Source organism: Kitasatospora sp. NPDC087861, from assembly GCF_044742585.1.
GTDB lineage: Bacteria > Actinomycetota > Actinomycetes > Streptomycetales > Streptomycetaceae > Kitasatospora.
The window spans coordinates 136641-153682 of record NZ_JBIUUS010000006.1; the positions used below are offsets into that span (position 1 = coordinate 136641).

The 17042-nt window shown below is 71.3% G+C and carries 13 protein-coding genes and 1 pseudogene; 6 read left to right on the top strand and 8 right to left on the bottom strand.

Annotated features, from left to right (window positions below; genetic code table 11):
- Positions 1 to 7: 7 nt before the first annotated feature.
- The 4 genes and pseudogenes from ACIOJE_RS11575 to ACIOJE_RS11590 all read right to left on the bottom strand — a co-directional run bounded on the left by ACIOJE_RS11575 (position 8) and on the right by ACIOJE_RS11590 (position 6039).
- On the bottom strand, positions 8 to 898 hold the full coding sequence (locus ACIOJE_RS11575; RefSeq protein WP_280673744.1) for a metal-dependent hydrolase: 891 nt from the start codon (positions 896 to 898) through the stop codon (positions 8 to 10).
- A 140-nt stretch (positions 899 to 1038) separates the two neighbouring features.
- Positions 1039 to 1884, bottom strand: a complete 846-nt coding sequence (locus tag ACIOJE_RS11580) for a YIP1 family protein (protein ID WP_400775333.1) — start codon at positions 1882 to 1884, stop codon at positions 1039 to 1041.
- Between the two features lie 480 nt (positions 1885 to 2364).
- A pseudogene (locus ACIOJE_RS11585) lies at positions 2365 to 3438 on the bottom strand (sugar phosphate nucleotidyltransferase); the annotation flags it as partial.
- Positions 3439 to 3816: 378 nt separating this feature from the next.
- The gene (locus tag ACIOJE_RS11590) at positions 3817 to 6039 is read right to left on the bottom strand and encodes a (Fe-S)-binding protein (protein WP_280673748.1); all 2223 of its coding nucleotides are present in this window, start codon (positions 6037 to 6039) and stop codon (positions 3817 to 3819) included.
- A 369-nt stretch (positions 6040 to 6408) separates the two neighbouring features.
- Here ACIOJE_RS11590 and dnaK point away from each other — a divergent pair, with 369 nt between their 5' ends.
- From dnaK to ACIOJE_RS11615, 5 genes are all read left to right on the top strand, one after another.
- Positions 6409 to 8247 (top strand): molecular chaperone DnaK, encoded by a 1839-nt coding sequence (gene dnaK, locus ACIOJE_RS11595; protein WP_280673750.1) that lies wholly within the window; start codon positions 6409 to 6411, stop codon positions 8245 to 8247.
- The gene (grpE, locus tag ACIOJE_RS11600) at positions 8244 to 8873 is read left to right on the top strand and encodes a nucleotide exchange factor GrpE (protein WP_400775337.1); all 630 of its coding nucleotides are present in this window, start codon (positions 8244 to 8246) and stop codon (positions 8871 to 8873) included. The genes dnaK and grpE overlap by 4 nt, the downstream gene beginning before the upstream one ends.
- 224 nt (positions 8874 to 9097) lie before the next feature.
- The gene (gene dnaJ, locus ACIOJE_RS11605) at positions 9098 to 10255 is read left to right on the top strand and encodes a molecular chaperone DnaJ (protein ID WP_400775339.1); all 1158 of its coding nucleotides are present in this window, start codon (positions 9098 to 9100) and stop codon (positions 10253 to 10255) included.
- 7 nt (positions 10256 to 10262) lie between these two features.
- The gene (locus tag ACIOJE_RS11610; protein ID WP_400775340.1) at positions 10263 to 10787 is read left to right on the top strand and encodes a heat shock protein transcriptional repressor HspR; all 525 of its coding nucleotides are present in this window, start codon (positions 10263 to 10265) and stop codon (positions 10785 to 10787) included.
- Positions 10788 to 10916: 129 nt separating this feature from the next.
- Positions 10917 to 11999, top strand: a complete 1083-nt coding sequence (locus ACIOJE_RS11615; protein WP_400775342.1) for a helix-turn-helix domain-containing protein — start codon at positions 10917 to 10919, stop codon at positions 11997 to 11999.
- A 43-nt stretch (positions 12000 to 12042) separates the two neighbouring features.
- Here the strand turns inward: ACIOJE_RS11615 and ACIOJE_RS11620 are convergent, their stop codons facing one another.
- Positions 12043 to 12234, bottom strand: a complete 192-nt coding sequence (locus tag ACIOJE_RS11620; protein WP_280673760.1) for a hypothetical protein — start codon at positions 12232 to 12234, stop codon at positions 12043 to 12045.
- A 349-nt stretch (positions 12235 to 12583) separates the two neighbouring features.
- Between ACIOJE_RS11620 and ACIOJE_RS11625 the strand changes: the two genes are divergently transcribed.
- Positions 12584 to 13210, top strand: coding sequence for a hypothetical protein (locus tag ACIOJE_RS11625; protein ID WP_280673761.1), 627 nt, complete (start codon positions 12584 to 12586; stop codon positions 13208 to 13210).
- Positions 13211 to 13217: 7 nt separating this feature from the next.
- On the opposite strand, the gene ACIOJE_RS11630 is transcribed toward ACIOJE_RS11625, so the two are convergent.
- From ACIOJE_RS11630 to ACIOJE_RS11640, 3 genes are all read right to left on the bottom strand, one after another.
- Positions 13218 to 14204, bottom strand: a complete 987-nt coding sequence (locus ACIOJE_RS11630) for a LuxR C-terminal-related transcriptional regulator (protein ID WP_400775343.1) — start codon at positions 14202 to 14204, stop codon at positions 13218 to 13220.
- A 143-nt stretch (positions 14205 to 14347) separates the two neighbouring features.
- Positions 14348 to 15337, bottom strand: coding sequence for a LuxR C-terminal-related transcriptional regulator (locus ACIOJE_RS11635; protein WP_280673764.1), 990 nt, complete (start codon positions 15335 to 15337; stop codon positions 14348 to 14350).
- Between the two features lie 568 nt (positions 15338 to 15905).
- A complete protein-coding gene (locus tag ACIOJE_RS11640) occupies positions 15906 to 17024 on the bottom strand; it encodes a TDT family transporter (RefSeq protein ID WP_280673765.1) in 1119 nt (372 codons plus the stop codon).
- Positions 17025 to 17042: the final 18 nt, after the last annotated feature.

A 17042-nucleotide genomic window follows, 5' to 3' on the forward strand; every position in this document is an offset into this window, starting at 1 on the left:
GGGCGGCTCAGGCCCGCTTGGGGCGGGTGACGGCGACCAGTTCGGTGCCGTCCTCGGAGAGCCGCAGTTCGGTGCGGAGTTCGGCGAGTTCGCCGAGGTGGTGGAGGTGGGTGCCGCCGCAGAAGATCTGCGCGCCGCCTTCGGGCAGCTCGCAGTGCCACTGGCGGCGGGCGGTGAGCTCGGGGCCGGGGACCTCGATGCGGACCGGGGCGTCGGAGGCGACCCAGGCGGCGAGCCGGGTGTTGACGGCCTCGGTGAGGGCGGGCAGGGCGTCGGCGAGCGAGGGGAGCTCGTCGGTGGCGTCCGCCGTGAAGCCCTTCTTCTTCAGCGACTTGCCCAGCCGGTAGGTGTCGGTGCTGGCCTCGGTGTCCATCACCGAGGTGGCCATCGCGAGGCTGTCGAAGTCGGGGTTCCCGAAGGCGTCGGAACGGCCCGGGTCCTTGCGCCAGCGCGGGGCGAGGGCTTCGTTGAGGGCGAGCGCGAGCAGGTGGCAGCCGCTGTGCGAGGCGCTGAGGGCGCCCCGGCGGTGGGCGTCGACGGTGAGGACGGCGGTCTTGCCGGCCAGGTCGCCCGGGTCGCCGTCGACCACGTGCAGGACCAGCCAGGACCACTCCTCGTCGCCGCGGCGGACCGGGATGTCGGCGCCGACCAGGGGGGCGCCGCCATCCGGGCCGACCGCGCCGGTCAGGCAGTCGACGACGGCCAGTTCGGCGCCGTCCACGGTGAGGGTGCCGAGGTCGGCGGGCTGGTCGGGCCAGGTGTGGTCGAGCGGGTGGAACGGGGTGGCGGCGGTCACGACGGCGTACCGGCCGTCGGCCAGCGAATGCACCGCGAGCACCGGGGACTCCCCGGTCACCGCCCCGGACGGGAAGCTGACGTGGGTGCTGGGGAGGGTCATTCCTGGCTCCGGTGACGTGAAACGACGAGGGTGGACGGGGCCCGGTACGACCGGGCCCGTCCACCATTCTGCCGTCCGCGGTGCGGCGCCTTGATCAGTACGGGGTCGGCAGCTCGATCAGTACGGGGCCAGCGGTTCGATCAGCCCAGGGTCGGCAGCTTGATCAGCACCAGCAGCGCGAGCAGTTGCAGCGCCGAGGCGGCGGCCGCCTTGCCCCAGGGCAGGTCGTGCACCCGCCGGACCATGCTGGTCAGCAGGAACGCGCAGAGGGCCCAGGTGGCCCAGCCGGCGACCTGGACGACCGCGCTGCCCGAGGGCAGCACCAGGTCGAGCAGCAGCCGGGGTGCGTCGGTCAGCCAGCCGATCAGCGCGGCCAGGCCGACCGTCGACTTCCACGGGCCGTCCCCGCCGAGCTGGCGGGCCAGCGCGTAGGTGACCCCGCCGAAGATCGCTCCGGCCACGGCGAAGCCGATCGCGGCGGCGACGATGCCGGTCAGCGCGACGGTGAAGGTCGAATTGACGATGTCGTCGTGGGTCAGGCCGATGCCGAGCACCGCGAGGGCGCCGTACAGCATCGAAACGGTGAGCGCCGGCAGCCAGACCTGGTGGTCGCGGGTGCGGTCGAAGGTCGCGGTCGGGGCGCGGAAGATGCCGAGGAGCAGCTCGCGCCAATGCGGGCGGGGCCCGGCGACGTGCGGGGCGGACTGGCCGCCGGCCCGGTAGACGGTGACGTTGTCCTGGCCGTACGGCTGCTGCTGCGAGCCGTAGCCGCCCTGGTCGTGGCCGTCGCCCGGCGGGTACCCGCCCTGGTCGTAGCCCTCCGAGCCGTACCCCTCCTGCGGGTACCCGGCGTACTGGCCCTGGTCGTAGTACCCCTGGTGGGGCGGCTCCTGGCCGTACGGGTCGCCGCCGGTCGGGAAGGCCCGGGTGCTGCCGGGCCGGTCGGCGGCGTACGGGTCGTAGCCGCCGCCCTGTGGTCCGGGCACGCCGCCCGGCCCCCCGGGTATGCCGTCGGGGCCGCCGGGCGCAGCCCGGTGCGGGGCCGTGAAGTACTCCGGCCCGTCCGTCTGCCCGTGCCCCCCGGGCGTCCCCGCCGGCGGCGGAGGGGGCGCCCACCCGCCGTGGGGGTCGGCGCCCTGACCGCTGTCGTATCGATTACCAGCCACGCTCTGACGGTACCCGTCCGGCCCAATCCGCGTACGGCCTGGACGGAGCCGGGGCCGGTTTGCAGCGAGCCTGAGACGAACGCGGCCGAAACCCGGCCTCCCCGGCGGAGCCACGGCCGTTCGGCGGCCCCGCCTCGGACACCAGCGGCCGTACCGCAGCCCTACCGCTACGCAGCCCTACCAGCCCGCAGCCTTACCGCTGCGCGGCCCCACCGGCCCGCGGTCCTACCGCTGCGCGGTGACCGAGGGCCCGTGCACCGCGGCCGCCGCGGCGGTGCCGGCCGGGCAGCCGCCCGGGCCGGCCGAGGTGCGGACCGCGCCGACCGGCAGCAGGGTGCCGCAGGCGATCCGGATGCCGTTCGGCAGCTCGTTGTCGGACTCGACGATCGCGCCGTCGCCGATCACCGCGCCGTCCAGCGCCGAGCGGGCGCCGACGGCGGCGAAGGAGCCCACGATGGAGTCCTTGACCAGGGTGTCCGGGCCGATCACCGCGCCCGGCAGGATCACGCTGCCCTCGACGATCGCGCCGGCCTCGACGACCGCGTCCGCGGAGACCACGGTGCCGCCGCTGAGCACCGCGCCGCGGTGGACGGTGGCACCGGGCAGCAGCAGGGCGTCGCCGGTCGGCCCGGGGACGGCCGGGGAGTCGACCTTGCCGAGCACCAGGTCGGCCGAGCCGCGGACGAACGCGGCCGGGGTGCCCAGGTCGAGCCAGTACGAGGTGTCGACGACACCGCGCAGCAGCGCGCCGGTGGCCAGCAGTTCGGGGAAGGTCTCGCGTTCGACGGACACCTCCCGGCCAGCCGGGATGCGGTCGATGACGGACCGGGTGAAGACGTAGCAGCCGGCGTTGATCTGGTCGGTGACGATCTGCTCCGGCGTCTCCGGCTTCTCCAGGAACTCCAGCACCCGCCCGTTCTCGTCGGTCGGGACGAGGCCGAAGGCGCGCGGGTCCTCGACCCGGGTGAGGTGCAGGGTGACGTCGGCCCCGGCGGCCACGTGGCCGTCGCGCAGGGCGGCGATGTCGACACCGGAGAGGATGTCGCCGTTGAAGACCAGGACGGGCTCGTCGGGGCCGCAGGTCAGCCCGGTCGCGGCGTTGCGGATGGCGCCGCCGGTGCCCAGCGGCTCGCGCTCGGTCAGGTAGACCAGCTCTATGCCGTACGGGGTGCCGTCCTGGAAGTGGTCCTCGAAGACCTCGGCCAGGTACGAGGTGGCCAGCACGACGCGGGTGACGCCGGCGGCGGCCGCGCGGGCCAGCTGGTGTGCGATGAACGGGACGCCTGCCACCGGCAGCATCGGCTTGGGGGTGTGGGTGGTCAGCGGACGCAGTCGCGTGCCCTTACCACCGACCAGCATGATCGCCTCGGTCATGGTTTGCGCTGTTCCCCTTGTGGTCTCTGCGGCCCGGCCCGGCGGGCCGATACCTCCGTCGGTGGTCTGGACCCGTTCCGGGCGTCCGGAACGGGTCGACCGGCACGAGGCCGGTCTGGCGCCTACTGTATTTCCTTCCAACCGGGGCGCACTCAGGCGGCCGTGCGATTGGCACCACTCCCCCACGGGTCCAGCCGCGCCTCCGGCCCGCCGCCCGCTCCGCGCCGGACCCCGAACAGGGCCCCAACAAGCGCCGAACGGGCCCCGAACAAGCCCGCGACAGGCCCGCCGCAGGCGCCCCAAAAGCCCGGCCCGGCGGGCGCTCTCGCGGCGCCCACCGGGCCGGGCAGTTGTAGCAGAACTGTCGAACAGGGGTCGCTACGCGTCCACCGTCGCGGGCTCGTCGGCCGCGGCCGGCGGGGTCGCCTTCACCGAGTCGAGCAGCAGCTGGGCGACGTCGACCACCTTCAGGTGCTCCTTGGCGGCGCCCTCGTTCTTCTTGCCGTTGACCGAGTCGGAGAGCATCACCAGGCAGAACGGGCAGGCGGTGGAGACGATGTCCGGGTTGAGCGACAGCGCCTCGTCCACGCGCTCGGTGTTGATCCGCTTGCCGATCCGCTCCTCCATCCACATCCGGGCACCGCCGGCGCCGCAGCAGAAGCCGCGCTCCTTGTGCCGGTGCATCTCCTGCTGGCGCAGCCCCGGGACCTTGTCCATGATCTCGCGCGGCGGGCTGTAGACCTTGTTGTGGCGGCCCAGGTAGCAGGGGTCGTGGTAGGTGATCAGGCCTTCGACCGGGTTGACCGGGACGAGCTTGCCCTCGTCGATCAGGTGCTGCAGCAGCTGGGTGTGGTGGATGACCTCGAAGTGGCCGCCCAGCTGCGGGTACTCGTTGGCGATGGTGTTGAAGCAGTGCGGGCAGGTGGCGACGATCCGCTTGACCGGGGCGTCCTCCAGGGCCGCGTTCAGCGTCTCGACGTTCTGCGCGCCGAGCATCTGGAAGAGGAACTCGTTGCCCAGACGGCGGGCGGAGTCACCGGTGCAGGACTCCTCCTTGCCGAGGATGGCGAACTTCACGCCCGCGGTGTGCAGCAGTTCGGCGAAGGCCTTGGTGGTCTTCTTGGCGCGGTCCTCCAGGGCGCCGGCGCAGCCGACCCAGTAGAGGTACTCGACCTCGGCGGGGTCGATGTCCTCGCCGATCACCGGCACCTCGATGCCGGTCTCCTTCTTGAGCTCCTTGACCCAGTCCAGGCGGGCCTTGGTGGCCATGCCCCACGGGTTGCCCTTGTTCTCCAGGTTCTTGAGCATCGTCCCGGCCTCGGTCGGGAACGAGGACTCGATCATCACCTGGTAGCGGCGCATGTCGACGATGTGGTCGATGTGCTCGATGTCCACCGGGCACTGCTCGACGCAGGCGCCGCAGGTGGTGCAGGACCACAGGACGTCCGGGTCGATGACGCCGTTCTCCTCGGCGGTGCCGATCAGCGGGCGCTCCGCCTCGGCCAGGGCGGCCGCCGGGACGTCCTTGAGCTGCTCGGCCGTCGCGCGCTCCTCGCCCTCCATGTCCTTGCCGCCACCGGCCAGCAGGTACGGCGCCTTGCCGAAGGCGTGCTCGCGCAGGCTCATGATCAGCAGCTTCGGCGAGAGCGGCTTGCCGGTGTTCCAGGCCGGGCACTGCGACTGGCAGCGGCCGCACTCGGTGCAGGTGGAGAAGTCGAGGATGCCCTTCCAGGAGAAGTGCTCGACCTGGGAGACGCCGAAGACGGCGTCCTCGGCCGGGTCCTCGAAGTCGATCGGCTGGCCGCCGCTGGTCATCGGGCGCAGGGCGCCGAGCGCGGTGCCGCCGTCCTCCTCGCGCTTGAAGTAGATGTTGAAGAAGCCGAGGAAGCGGTGCCAGGCCACCCCCATCGAGGGGTTGATGCCGATGGTGGCCGCCCACGCGAACGAGATGCAGATCTTCAGCATCGCGAACAGGTAGATCAGGTTCTCCAGCGTGCCGTGCGACAGCCCGCTGAACGCGGAGACCAGCGGGTACGAGACCAGGTGCTCCGGCCCGTAGGAGTCGACGCCGTTGAGGGCGCCCTCCAGCGCGCGCAGCATCAGGATGCACAGGCCGATGCCGAGGATCGTGTACTCGACGTAGAAGGCCTGCCAGGCGATCGAGCCGGCGAAGCGGGACTTGCGGCCGGACCTCGACGGCAGGCTCATCAGCCGGATCACCATCAGCGTCGCGATGCCCAGCGTGGTGAGGGTGCCGACCAGTTCGACGAAGAGCTGCCACAGCATCCAGTGGCCGATGATCGGCAGCGCGAACTCGGCGTCGAAGAGCTGGCCGAAGGCGTTGACGATGGTCAGCACCAGGCTGAAGAAGCCGACCGCGACGAACCAGTGGGCGATGCCCACGATCCCCCAGCGGTTCATCCGGGTGTGGCCGACGAACTCGACCGCGACGGTCTTCACCCGCTGGGCGGGCTGTCCGAAGCGGCTGGAGTCCGGCTGGCCGGTCCGCACCACCTTGTAGATGTACAGCGCCGCACGGGCGGCGAGCGCGGTGCCGATCACGAACGTGACCAGCGAGATGACGATCGCTGCTAGCTGCATCGGCTCTCCGTCTCCTGCGGCTTGCTGTTGAGCAGTCTCTTGGTTCTGACGGTGGTTCTGGAGGTGGTTCTGAAGGTGCTTCCGAAAGAAGTGTACTCGTCGGTAACTTTCCGGGCCGACGGCCCGGACAATACCGCCCACCGACAGTTCTCCAGAAGGTTCCCAAGCTATGGCGACAGTCACGTGGCGCCACACGTGACGCCACCCGCGCCGCCACCCGCGCCGCGATCCCGGGGCGCGGCCGTCCACACCCGGGCCCGCACCCGCTCAGAAAAGTTGAGTGGGTCCGGCTCATACCTGTTGACGGCGCCCGCCCCGTCGTGCATCCTTGAGCCTGTAAAGCTCAACTCTTCCGTGGAGGTACCTACGATGGCACGCGCGGTCGGCATCGACCTCGGCACGACGAACTCGGTCGTCAGCGTTCTGGAGGGTGGCGAGCCCACCGTCATCACGAACGCCGAGGGCGCTCGGACCACGCCGTCCGTCGTCGCCTTCGCCAAGAACGGCGAGGTCCTGGTCGGCGAGGTGGCCAAGCGCCAGGCGGTCACCAACGTCGACCGGACCATCCGCTCGGTCAAGCGCCACATGGGCACCGGGTGGAAGATCAACCTGGACGGCAAGGACTTCAACCCCCAGCAGATCAGCGCCTTCGTGCTGCAGAAGCTGAAGCGGGACGCCGAGGCGTACCTGGGCGAGACGGTCACCGACGCCGTCATCACCGTCCCGGCGTACTTCTCCGACTCGGAGCGCCAGGCCACCAAGGAGGCCGGTGAGATCGCGGGCCTCAACGTCCTGCGCATCGTCAACGAGCCGACCGCGGCCGCCCTGGCCTACGGCCTGGACAAGGACGACCAGACCATTCTGGTCTTCGACCTCGGCGGCGGCACCTTCGACGTCTCCCTGCTGGAGATCGGCGACGGGGTCGTCGAGGTGAAGGCCACCAACGGTGACAACCACCTCGGTGGTGACGACTGGGACCAGAAGGTCGTCGACCACCTGGTCAAGGTCTTCCAGGCCGGCCACGGCGTCGACCTGTCCAAGGACAAGATGGCCCTGCAGCGTCTGCGCGAGGCCGCCGAGAAGGCCAAGATCGAGCTGTCCTCGTCCTCCGAGACCTCGATCAACCTGCCGTACATCACGGCCTCCGCCGAGGGCCCGCTGCACCTGGACGAGAAGCTCACCCGGGCCCAGTTCCAGCAGCTGACCTCGGACCTGCTGGAGCGCTGCAAGGTCCCGTTCCACAACGTGATCAAGGACGCCGGCATCTCGCTCTCCGAGATCGACCACGTCGTCCTCGTCGGCGGCTCGACCCGTATGCCGGCCGTCGCCGAGCTCGTCCGCGAGCTGACCGGCGGCAAGGACGCCAACAAGGGCGTCAACCCGGACGAGGTCGTCGCCATCGGCGCCGCGCTCCAGGCCGGTGTCCTCAAGGGCGAGGTCAAGGACGTCCTGCTGCTCGACGTCACCCCGCTGTCCCTCGGCATCGAGACCAAGGGCGGCATCATGACCAAGCTGATCGAGCGCAACACCACGATCCCGACCAAGCGCTCGGAGATCTTCACCACGGCCGAGGACAACCAGCCGTCCGTGCAGATCCAGGTCTACCAGGGCGAGCGCGAGATCGCCGCGTACAACAAGAAGCTCGGCATGTTCGAGCTGACCGGCCTGCCGCCGGCCCCCCGTGGCCTGCCGCAGATCGAGGTCACCTTCGACATCGACGCCAACGGCATCATGCACGTCGGTGCCAAGGACCTCGGCACCGGCAAGGAGCAGAAGATGACCGTCACCGGCGGCTCCGCGCTGCCGAAGGACGACATCGAGCGCATGATGCGCGAGGCCGAGCAGTACGCGGAGGAGGACCACAAGCGCCGCGAGTCGGTCGAGACCCGCAACTCCGCCGAGCAGCTCGTCTACTCGACCGAGAAGTTCATCGCCGACAACGCCGACAAGCTCCCCGCCGACGTCAAGACCGAGGTCGAGACCGCCATCGGCGAGCTCAAGGAGGCCCTGAAGGGCGAGGACATCGCGAAGATCCGCGAGGCGTCCGAGAAGGTCTCCACCACCGCGCAGAAGCTCGGCCAGGCGCTGTACGCCAACGCCGACGCCGCCGGTGCCGCCCCGGCCGGCGAGTCCGCCCAGGCCAAGGACGACGACGTCGTCGACGCCGAGATCGTGGACGACGAGAAGCCCAAGGGTGGTGCGGCATGACGGAGAAGCCGCAGGGCGGCAAGCCCGGCGACGACTCCGCCGCCGACGAGGCCGTGATCAAGGCCGCCGAGGAGGCCGCCGCGGCCGGTGCCGCCGAATCCGGTTCCGGTTCGGACGAACTCGCCACCGCCAAGCGGGAGTTGTCCGAGCGCACCGGCGACCTGCAGCGCCTGCAGGCCGAGTACCAGAACTACCGCAAGCGGGTCGAGCGCGATCGGCTGACGGTCCGCGAGATCGCGGTCTCCAACATCCTGGAGTCCCTGATCCCGGTGCTGGACGACATCGGCCGCGCCCGCGAGCACGGCGAGGTCACCGGCGGCTTCAAGTCCGTCGCCGAGTCCCTGGAGACGGTCGTCGCCAAGCTGGGCCTGCAGCAGTTCGGCAAGGAGGGCGAGCCCTTCGACCCGACCATGCACGAGGCGCTGATGCACAGCTACTCCTCGGACGTCACCGAGGACACCTGTGTGCAGATCCTCCAGCCCGGCTACCGGATCGGCGAGCGGATCATCCGCCCCGCCATGGTCGCCGTCGCGGAGCCCCAGCCGGGCACCCAGACCACGGCCGCGCCGGACGGCGAGGCGAAGTCCGGGGACGCGGACAAGTCCGACGGTGGCTCGGACAGCTGACAACCCGTGACAGCTGAAAACCAGTGCGCTGCGGAGTCGTACGCCGGCCAGTACGGCGGCCGGCTCCGCAGCGCGTTGTCAGCGGCGGCCGGCGGACGGGCTGTTGACAGCGCAGCGACGATGGACATCGGGAGGTGGCGGCAGCTGATGAGCAGGCGCAGCGAGCGAATCGTTGGCAGGTGCGTGTTGCGCGAAGCGGCTGCCGAGCGGAGCGAGGTGGACGCATGAGTGGCAAGGACTACGTGGAGAAGGACTACTACAAGGTCCTCGGCGTGCCCAAGGACGCCACCGCCGCCGAGATCAAGAAGACCTACCGCAAGCTCGCACGCGAGTTCCACCCGGACGCCAACAAGGGCGACACCAAGGCCGAAGAGCGGTTCAAGGACATCTCCGAGGCCTACGACGTCCTGTCCGACGAGAAGCGCCGCAAGGAGTACGACGAGGCCCGCAGCCTCTTCGCCAACGGCGGCTTCCGGGCCGGCGGCCCCGGCCAGGGCACCGGCAGCTACAGCTTCGACTTCGGCGACCTCTTCAGCGGCAGCCAGAACACCGGCAGCGGCGGACTCGGCGACGTCTTCGGCGGACTCTTCAACCGGAGCGGCGGCCGGCAGGCCCAGCCCCGGCGCGGCACCGACGTCGAGACCGAGGTCACCCTCGCCTTCGACGAGGCCGTCGACGGCGCGACCGTCCCCCTCCGGATGACCAGCCAGGCCCCCTGCCGCAGCTGCAACGGCACCGGCGCCAAGTCCGGCACCACCCCGCGGGTCTGCCCGACCTGCGTCGGCGCCGGCACCGTCAGCCGCGGCCAGGGTGCGTTCGCGCTCTCCGAGCCGTGCAAGGACTGCCGCGGCCGCGGCATGATCGTCGACGACCCGTGCGCCGACTGCCACGGCAGCGGCCGGGCCAGCTCCGCCCACACCATGCAGGTGCGCATCCCGGCCGGCGTCCAGGACGCCCAGCGCATCCGGCTCAAGGGCAAGGGCGCCCAGGGCGAACGCGGCGGCCAGCCCGGCGACCTCTACGTCACCGTGCACGTCGACCCGCACCCCGTCTTCGGGCGCAAGGGGGACAACCTCACCGTCACCGTCCCCGTCACCTTCCCCGAAGCCGCCCTCGGCGGCACCATCGAGGTGCCCACGCTCAACGGCCCCGCCGTGAAGCTCAAGCTGCCCCCCGGCAGCGCCAACGGCCTCACCATGCGCGCCCGCGGCAAGGGCGCCACCCGCAAGGACGGCACCCGCGGCGACCTCCTCGTCACCGTCGAGGTCGTGGTGCCGCAGCGCGTCTCCGGCGACGCGCTGAACGCCCTGGAGCAGTACCGCGAGGCCACCGCCTCCGACGACCCACGAGCCGCCCTCTTCCGGGCGGCGAAGGGAGCGTGACGACCAGATGATCCCCGACAGCCCCATCGGCCCCGGCATCGGCCCCATCGGGCCCGGCATCGGCGAAGGCCTGCCCGGCGACAGCCGCCGCACCCGGCGCCCCGCCGCCCCACCGCAGTACGTACTCACCGAGGACACCCCGGTGTACGTCATCTCCGTCGCCGCCGAACTCTCCGGCCTGCACCCGCAGACCCTGCGCCAGTACGACCGCCTCGGCCTCGTCTGCCCCGACCGCACCGCCGGCCGCGGCCGCCGCTACTCCGCGCGCGACATCCAGCAACTGCGCGAGGTCCAGCGGCTGTCCCAGGACGAGGGCATCAACCTGGCCGGCATCAAGCGGATCATCGAGCTGGAGAACCAGGTCACGGCCCTCCAGTCCCGCATCACCGAGCTCGTCGACTCCCTGGAGGGCGCCGCCACCGCCCTCCAGCAGCGCGAGGCCGCCGTCCACGCCTCCTACCGCCGCGACCTCGTCCCGTACCAGCCCCCCACCCAGTCCAGCGCCCTCGTCGTCTGGCGCCCCAAGCGCTGACTTGGCTGAACACCTCCAGCCGCCGGCTCCCCTCCACCCGGGGGGTGCCGGCGGCTGGTGTGTAGTGAGAGAGTGCCCCTGTGCCGCAGCAGCGCCCGGAGTTCGCCAGGACACCCGGGAGTGGATTTGGTGCCTAAGATCCTCATCGAGCGCCGCACACCTAAGCTGCAGAGCAGTCCAGTCAGTGACGAGGAGCCACCGATGAGTGGGACCGAGGATCCCGGGGTGACCACGGGCGGATTGGGCGTACTTTCCTCCGAGGCCCGGGCTCTGTACCGAAACACCGTGCTCACCGGGGGAAGAGTTGTCACCGCGGATGTCAGCAGCGACGACAAGGACCGTCTCGCGGAGCTACTCGACATCGGGCTGCTCGTCGCGGACATCGACGCTCCCGGCGTGCTCATCGCGGTCGACCCGGCACAACTCTCCAAGGGGCTAAGCGCCGCCTGGCAGCGAAAGGCGCTCAATCTGCTGACGCGCGCAGCTGCACTCCCCGGTGATCTGCAAGAACTCGCCGACACTTATCACCGACCGGAGCAGGCCGGTGGAACCATCGAATACATTCGGGGGAAGGTTCTTATCAACCAGCGGCTGCACCAGCTGGTGACCAGCGCCTCCGAGGAGATACTCGCGGCGCAGCCCGGTGGCCCGCGGCCACCCGAGGCGTTGACCACGGTCATAGGCCGCGACCTGGACACGCTCCGCCGGGGCGCCTCACTGCGGACGATCTACCACCCCAGCACCCGCTACCACGCGCCCACGCGCGAGTACGTCGCCACCGTCACCTCGGCGGGCGCCCAGGTGCGCACCCTGGACGAGCCCTACACCCGGCTGTTCGTGATCGATCGCCGGTCGGCCGTCATACCGGTGATCGAGGACCTCAACGTGGCCGCTTTCATCCACGACCGGGCCATCGTCAGCTACCTCGCCGACGAGGTCTTCGAGCGCAACTGGAGCCGGAGCCTGGACTTCGACGGCTCGCGTGCCGTTCCGCAGGAGGTCGTCTCAAGCCTTCGCCAGGCGATCATCGACCTGCTCCTCGACGGCGTGAACCACCGCGTCATCGCCCGCAGACTGGGGATCAGCGAACGGACCCTGGCCCGGCACCTCGCCGAGATGCGCGAGGACTACCAGGTCGAATCGCTCTTCCAGCTGGGGTACGTGCTGGCGCGTTCGGCGATGTCGGACGCGGAGAAGGACTCGTTCGGCTGACGCGGCCCGCACTGGCCGTCGACACCACCCCCGCTCAACAGGCTTAGGTCCAGGCCGTGTCGGACTCGGTCTGCATGGCGGCGACGATGTGCGTCGAAGCACTCCCGGCGCCCTGGTCGGCCCGGACGAACGACCAGTAGGTGTCGTCCCCAGGTGTTCCACCGGAAACACCGGCGACGAAGGCAACTGCAACCGAAACGATGACAGCCGCGGCAAACCTGCGTATACGAGACATCCGAGACTCCTTCTCAGTACCTTCCAAGCTCGCACGCTCCGGCACGTCGAACAATCGACCACATAATGCCGCAGACAAGCGGCTCGTGTCACCAAGGCCCTGACCCATGAGTGCGTCATCTCTCTGCCATGCAGAGAGATGACACCGTGCGGCGGTGGACTCCCGAGCCGCCCACTAGGGACGATCAATGGCACGCTGACGCCACCAGCTCGATCACGAAGACAAAGCAGAGCAGCAATGCATCATGGCCGCGACAAAAGTAGTCGGCGTTAATTCCACCACAAATCGTTCAAAACGTCGCCAAATGCCGGGAATTGACACAACTCGGCGCCCCTCCCCCGGAGTCGACATGACTGAGCCCTACCTGCGTCACCACGACAGCCAGGCCCCCGAGGGCCGGCGTGCACGTGTGTTTCTGGCCGCGCCGCTGATGCGGTTGACCGGGCCCGCGGACAGCGTGGTGACGCTCGCCAGCCGGACGCGGCTGACGACGCTTCGCACCACGCTGCTCCGCAGCGGTGCCGCCGTGTACAGCGCGCACCACAGTGATGCCTGGACCGTCGCCGGTCAGGCGCCGGAGCCCCGGGTCCCGTCCGACTTCCGGGCCCTGCAGTCCGCGGACCTCGTGTTCGCCTACGTCGGGGCGCCGCTGTCGGCCGGGGTGAGCCTGGAGCTGGGGTGGGCGTCGGCGCTGCGGAAGCCGATCGTCCTCCTCGTCGACGAGGCCATCACGCACAACCCGCTGATCGCCACCATCGAGCAGGTCGCCCCCGTCCTGCCGCTGGTCTTCGACGACACCTGGTCGCAGGAGGCCCTCAACCACACCGTGGAGACCGCGCTCGACTGGGCCGGCATGGCGCTGTCCCTGCGCGAGGGCTTCTGGACCGCCCCCGGTGAGCAGTTCAACGTCCCCCGGCAGCAGCCCCCCGTCGCCGGCCGGGCCGGCTACTGGCCGACCAGCGCCGCCACCGGCTGAGCGACGCTCACCCACCGGACTCTCCGTCCCCCGTCCGGGATCCCCGCATCTGCCAGCCCAGTTGGAACAGCGTCTCCGCGTCGTACAGCTCACGCAGCCGGGCGATGTGACCGGCCACCGTACGCTCGCTCAGCCCGAGACGGCTGGCGATCGCCCGCTGCGTGAGCCCCTGCGCGAGCAGGCGGCCGACCTGCTCGTGGATGGTGGGCTCCGCCCCGCCGACGGCGAGCGCGGCCCAGTTCACGCCCTCGGCCTGCCGCCAGTGCAGCTCGAAGTCCCGCACCAGGAAGTCGACCACGGCCGGATCCTCGACGAAGGCCGCGCTGCCGTGGTCCGAGGCGGCGGGGATCACGGCGACGGCCCGGCCGAAGATCATCAGCCGGGTGAACGAGACGGGCAGGACCCGGATCGCGGCGCCGAGCTCGGTCGACCTGGCCGCGAAGGCGACCGTCGCCGGATCGAGCCGGGCTGACACCTCGTAGATCGTCCGCAGCGTGCCGCCTCGTGCGAGGTGGCGTCGGCTCTGCTCCAGCCCGTCGTCCATGAGCGCGGAAGGACGAGCACCCCCGGGCTGCATGGCGAGGGCCTCGCTCGGGTGGTCGTTCTGCACCTGGGCGATCCGGTGACGGATCTGCAGCATTCCGGCGACGTACTCCACTCCGGGCGAACGCTCGGGGTAGCGGCGCGGCACCGCGTCGTAGGCCTGGGTCAGGTCGTCCAGCATCCTCGGCAGGAGCGCCGCCCGGGTGATCAGCCGGGCGCCCTCCTCCCGGAGTTCGGTACCGATCCGCTCACTGACGGCTCGTGGGTTCATCGCCGAGTAGACGCCGTCCGCGGCCCGCAGGACGAGCAGGCCGAGGTCGGTGAGCTGCTTCACCGCCGCCTCGTCCTCGGGGCGGATCTCGCCCACCCGGATCCGGCCGCCCTCACCCAGGATCGCCCGGTAGAGGTCGCGGGCGGCGTCGTCGGGAGGGTCGAGTACGGCTTCAGGCATCGCGGTCTCCCCTCATCTGCCGACCGAGGGGGAAGAGGGTGTGGGCGCCGTAGTGGTGGCGGAGCCGGGCGATGTGGCCGGCGACCGTAGGTTCGCTGAGGCCGAGGCGGGTCGCGACGGCGGGCCGCTCGGCGGGGCCGGGTTCATCGGTCATCGCGGGCGCCTCTCATCAGCCAGCCGAGTTGGAAGAGGGTCTGGGCGCCGTGGCGGTCGCGCAGGCGGGAGACGTGGGCGGCGACGGTGCGTTCGCTGAGGCCGAGGCGGGTGGCGACGGCGCGCTGGGTGAGGCCGCGGGCGAGCAGCCGGCCGACCCGGTCGGGGATGGTGCGGGTGGGGCCGAGGGTGGCGGCGGTCTCGGCGGTGTCGGCGCGGGCCCAGTCACGTTCGAAGGCGCCGACCAGGAAGGTGATGGCGGCCGGGTCGGTGATGAAGGCGGCGGTGCTGTTGTCGTCGTTGGCGGAGATCACGGCGACGGTGCGGTCGAAGACGAGCAGCCGTTGGAACGGTTCGTCGAGGACGCGGATGAGGGAGCCGTGCCGGGTGACCTCCTCGGCGTAGGCGCGGGCGGGCGGGTCGGCGAGGGCGACGGGCTGGTAGATGGTGCGCAGGGAGCAGCCGCGCTGGAGGAGTTGGACGTCCTGGAGGAGGGCGACCTGCAGGGTGTCGGCGGGGCGGTGGCCGGGTTGGGCGGCGAGGACTTCGGAGCGGCAGTCGGAGACGAGCTGGGAGATCCGCTGGCGGATGTGGACGTGGCCCTCGACGTGGACGGCGCCGCCGGCCCGGCCGGAGGGCCGGGGCATCGCGTCGTAGGCGCGGGTGAGGCCGTCGAGGGCGCCCGGGAGGTTCTCCGCGCGGACCAGCAGCCTGGTCGCCTCGCTGCGGAGTTCGGCGCCCAGGCGGTCGCTGACGGAGCGTGGGCTGATGGCGGTGTAGCAGTGGTCCATCGGGTTGGCGATGAGCAGGCCGAGGTCGATGAGCTGCTGGAGCGCGGTCTGGTCGGCGTCCTGGGTGTCGGTGAACGGGATGCGGCCGCCCTGGGCGAGGGTCGCCAGGTACAGCTGCCGGGCGGCCTCGTCGGGCTCCTCGCCCGGGGGCTGTCCGTGCCGCGGCGCGACCGCCGGTTCCGCCGTCACGTCGCACACTCCCTGCCGGACTCTTCTCCCCTGGTGCCGCCTTCGCGCCGTCCGGCGCGGGGCTCGGCGGTCACGGTACCGGCCGGACGGCAGGCCCCCGGGGGCCGGGTGCCGTCGCACTCCGGGGCGTCCGGGGGCCGCCGTCGCCACGCCATGGCCTGGCGCCTTCCGTCGAGGCGGAGCAGCAACGCCTCGACGGCTCCGGTTCCGGGGGCCATCACCACACATGGCGCCCCGGCCGGCGCTCTTCCCCCCCGTTCCACAGGTACGGGTCGTTGCACCTGCAGTCAGTTCCGAAGAGCAAGTCGCCACCATCGGGCTGCGGTGCCCGGACGGCCTGGCGTGACTCCCACCCTCACAGCGTGACGGCCGGTGAACAAGTGGCGCCCGAGTGCATGTTCGCGCAATTGCAGCTATCTGCACGGGGGGCTGGGCGGGGCGGGCCGAGCGGTGGGCCGGGTTCCGGTAAAGGCCGAGGCCAGCGGGGTGGGTGGGCGGAGCCCGCCCGTACGGTCGGTTGGCTGCGTACGGTCAGGTTGCGGGGCGGGTTCCTGCAACGGCGGCGTGCTCAGCGCGCCAGCAGCCGCCCGCGGGCGAGCCCGGCGGCCGTCCCGCCGGCGGCGAACACCCAGGCGACGGCCAGCAGCAGGTAGAGCCCGGCGGCGAGCGCGGTGAAGCCGCCGAACCCGGTGTGCCGGGCGAGCGCGGAGGCGCCGGTGACGCAGGTGCCGATCGGGAAGGTGTACGCCCACCAGGTCATCGCGAACGGCATCCCGGCCCGGCGGGCACGCAGGTTGGCGGTGAGCGCGACGGCCAGCCAGAGCATCGCGACGCCGATCACCGCGACGCCGTACAGCTCGGCGAAGGGGAGCATGGCGGGCGCCAGGGTGGGCAGCACCGGCCGGGCGGCATCGGCGAGTTGGTGGACGGCGGTGACGGACTGGCCGAGCGGGCCGAGCACCAGGAACAGCGAGGGGGTGAGCACCAGGGTGGGCAGCTTGCTGTGGAACAGCCCGGTGAAGACCACCGGCAGCAGCACCAGGGTGGCCAGCAGGCCGACCCCGAAGAGGGCCCAGCAGCCGTACAGCATCGCCTGCTGCGCCGGCCCGGCCGGCAGGTGCGGGATGAGCGCCGGGCCGGTGGCGGAGGCGACCAGCGGGGCGACCACCGGCAGCAGCCAGGTCGGGTTGGCCTCCAGGGCGGAGATCGGGTGCCGGGTGATCATCAGGTACGGGATGCCGCCGGCGACGGCCAGCGCGTACAGGGTGCCGACGCCCCACAGCACGGCGTCGACGGCCACCGCGGGGCCGGTGCCGATCACCCGGGAGCCGAGCAGCAGGGTGCCGAGGCCGACCGAGAGCAGGGCCATCGGCGGGCAGCCGTAGAAGACGGCGGTGGCCGGGTTGTCCAGCAGTTGGGTGCGGGCGGCCTCGCGGTGCCGGGTGAGGTGGACCAGCCGGGCCGCGCCCAGCACCAGCAGGGCGGCGAGTCCGAGCGCCCACATCACCTCGCCGAAGCCGGTGAGCCCGGGCAGCCGGACCGGCAGGACGGCGGCGCCGTTGCCCAGGATCGCGGTGCCCATGACGGCGGCGTACCAGTTGGGGCCGAGCTGGGCGAGGTCGAGGCGGGCGAGGCGGGAGTTCAGCGCGGGGCGGGCGAGCGGGCGGGCATCGGCCAAGGTGGACATGGTTCCACCGTGCCGATC

Excerpts from the sequence above, each read along its gene's own strand:
- ACIOJE_RS11575 (WP_280673744.1), bottom strand. The coding sequence starts at position 898 with ATGACCCTCCCCAGCACCCACGTCAGCTTCCCGTCCGGGGCGGTGACC.
- ACIOJE_RS11590 (WP_280673748.1), bottom strand. The coding sequence starts at position 6,039 with ATGCAGCTAGCAGCGATCGTCATCTCGCTGGTCACGTTCGTGATCGGC.
- dnaK (WP_280673750.1), top strand. The coding sequence starts at position 6,409 with ATGGCACGCGCGGTCGGCATCGACCTCGGCACGACGAACTCGGTCGTC.
- grpE (WP_400775337.1), top strand. The coding sequence starts at position 8,244 with ATGACGGAGAAGCCGCAGGGCGGCAAGCCCGGCGACGACTCCGCCGCC.
- dnaJ (WP_400775339.1), top strand. The coding sequence starts at position 9,098 with ATGAGTGGCAAGGACTACGTGGAGAAGGACTACTACAAGGTCCTCGGC.
- ACIOJE_RS11610 (WP_400775340.1), top strand. The coding sequence starts at position 10,263 with ATGATCCCCGACAGCCCCATCGGCCCCGGCATCGGCCCCATCGGGCCC.
- ACIOJE_RS11620 (WP_280673760.1), bottom strand. The coding sequence starts at position 12,234 with ATGTCTCGTATACGCAGGTTTGCCGCGGCTGTCATCGTTTCGGTTGCA.
- ACIOJE_RS11625 (WP_280673761.1), top strand. The coding sequence starts at position 12,584 with ATGACTGAGCCCTACCTGCGTCACCACGACAGCCAGGCCCCCGAGGGC.
- ACIOJE_RS11630 (WP_400775343.1), bottom strand. The coding sequence starts at position 14,204 with ATGCCTGAAGCCGTACTCGACCCTCCCGACGACGCCGCCCGCGACCTC.
- ACIOJE_RS11640 (WP_280673765.1), bottom strand. The coding sequence starts at position 17,024 with ATGTCCACCTTGGCCGATGCCCGCCCGCTCGCCCGCCCCGCGCTGAAC.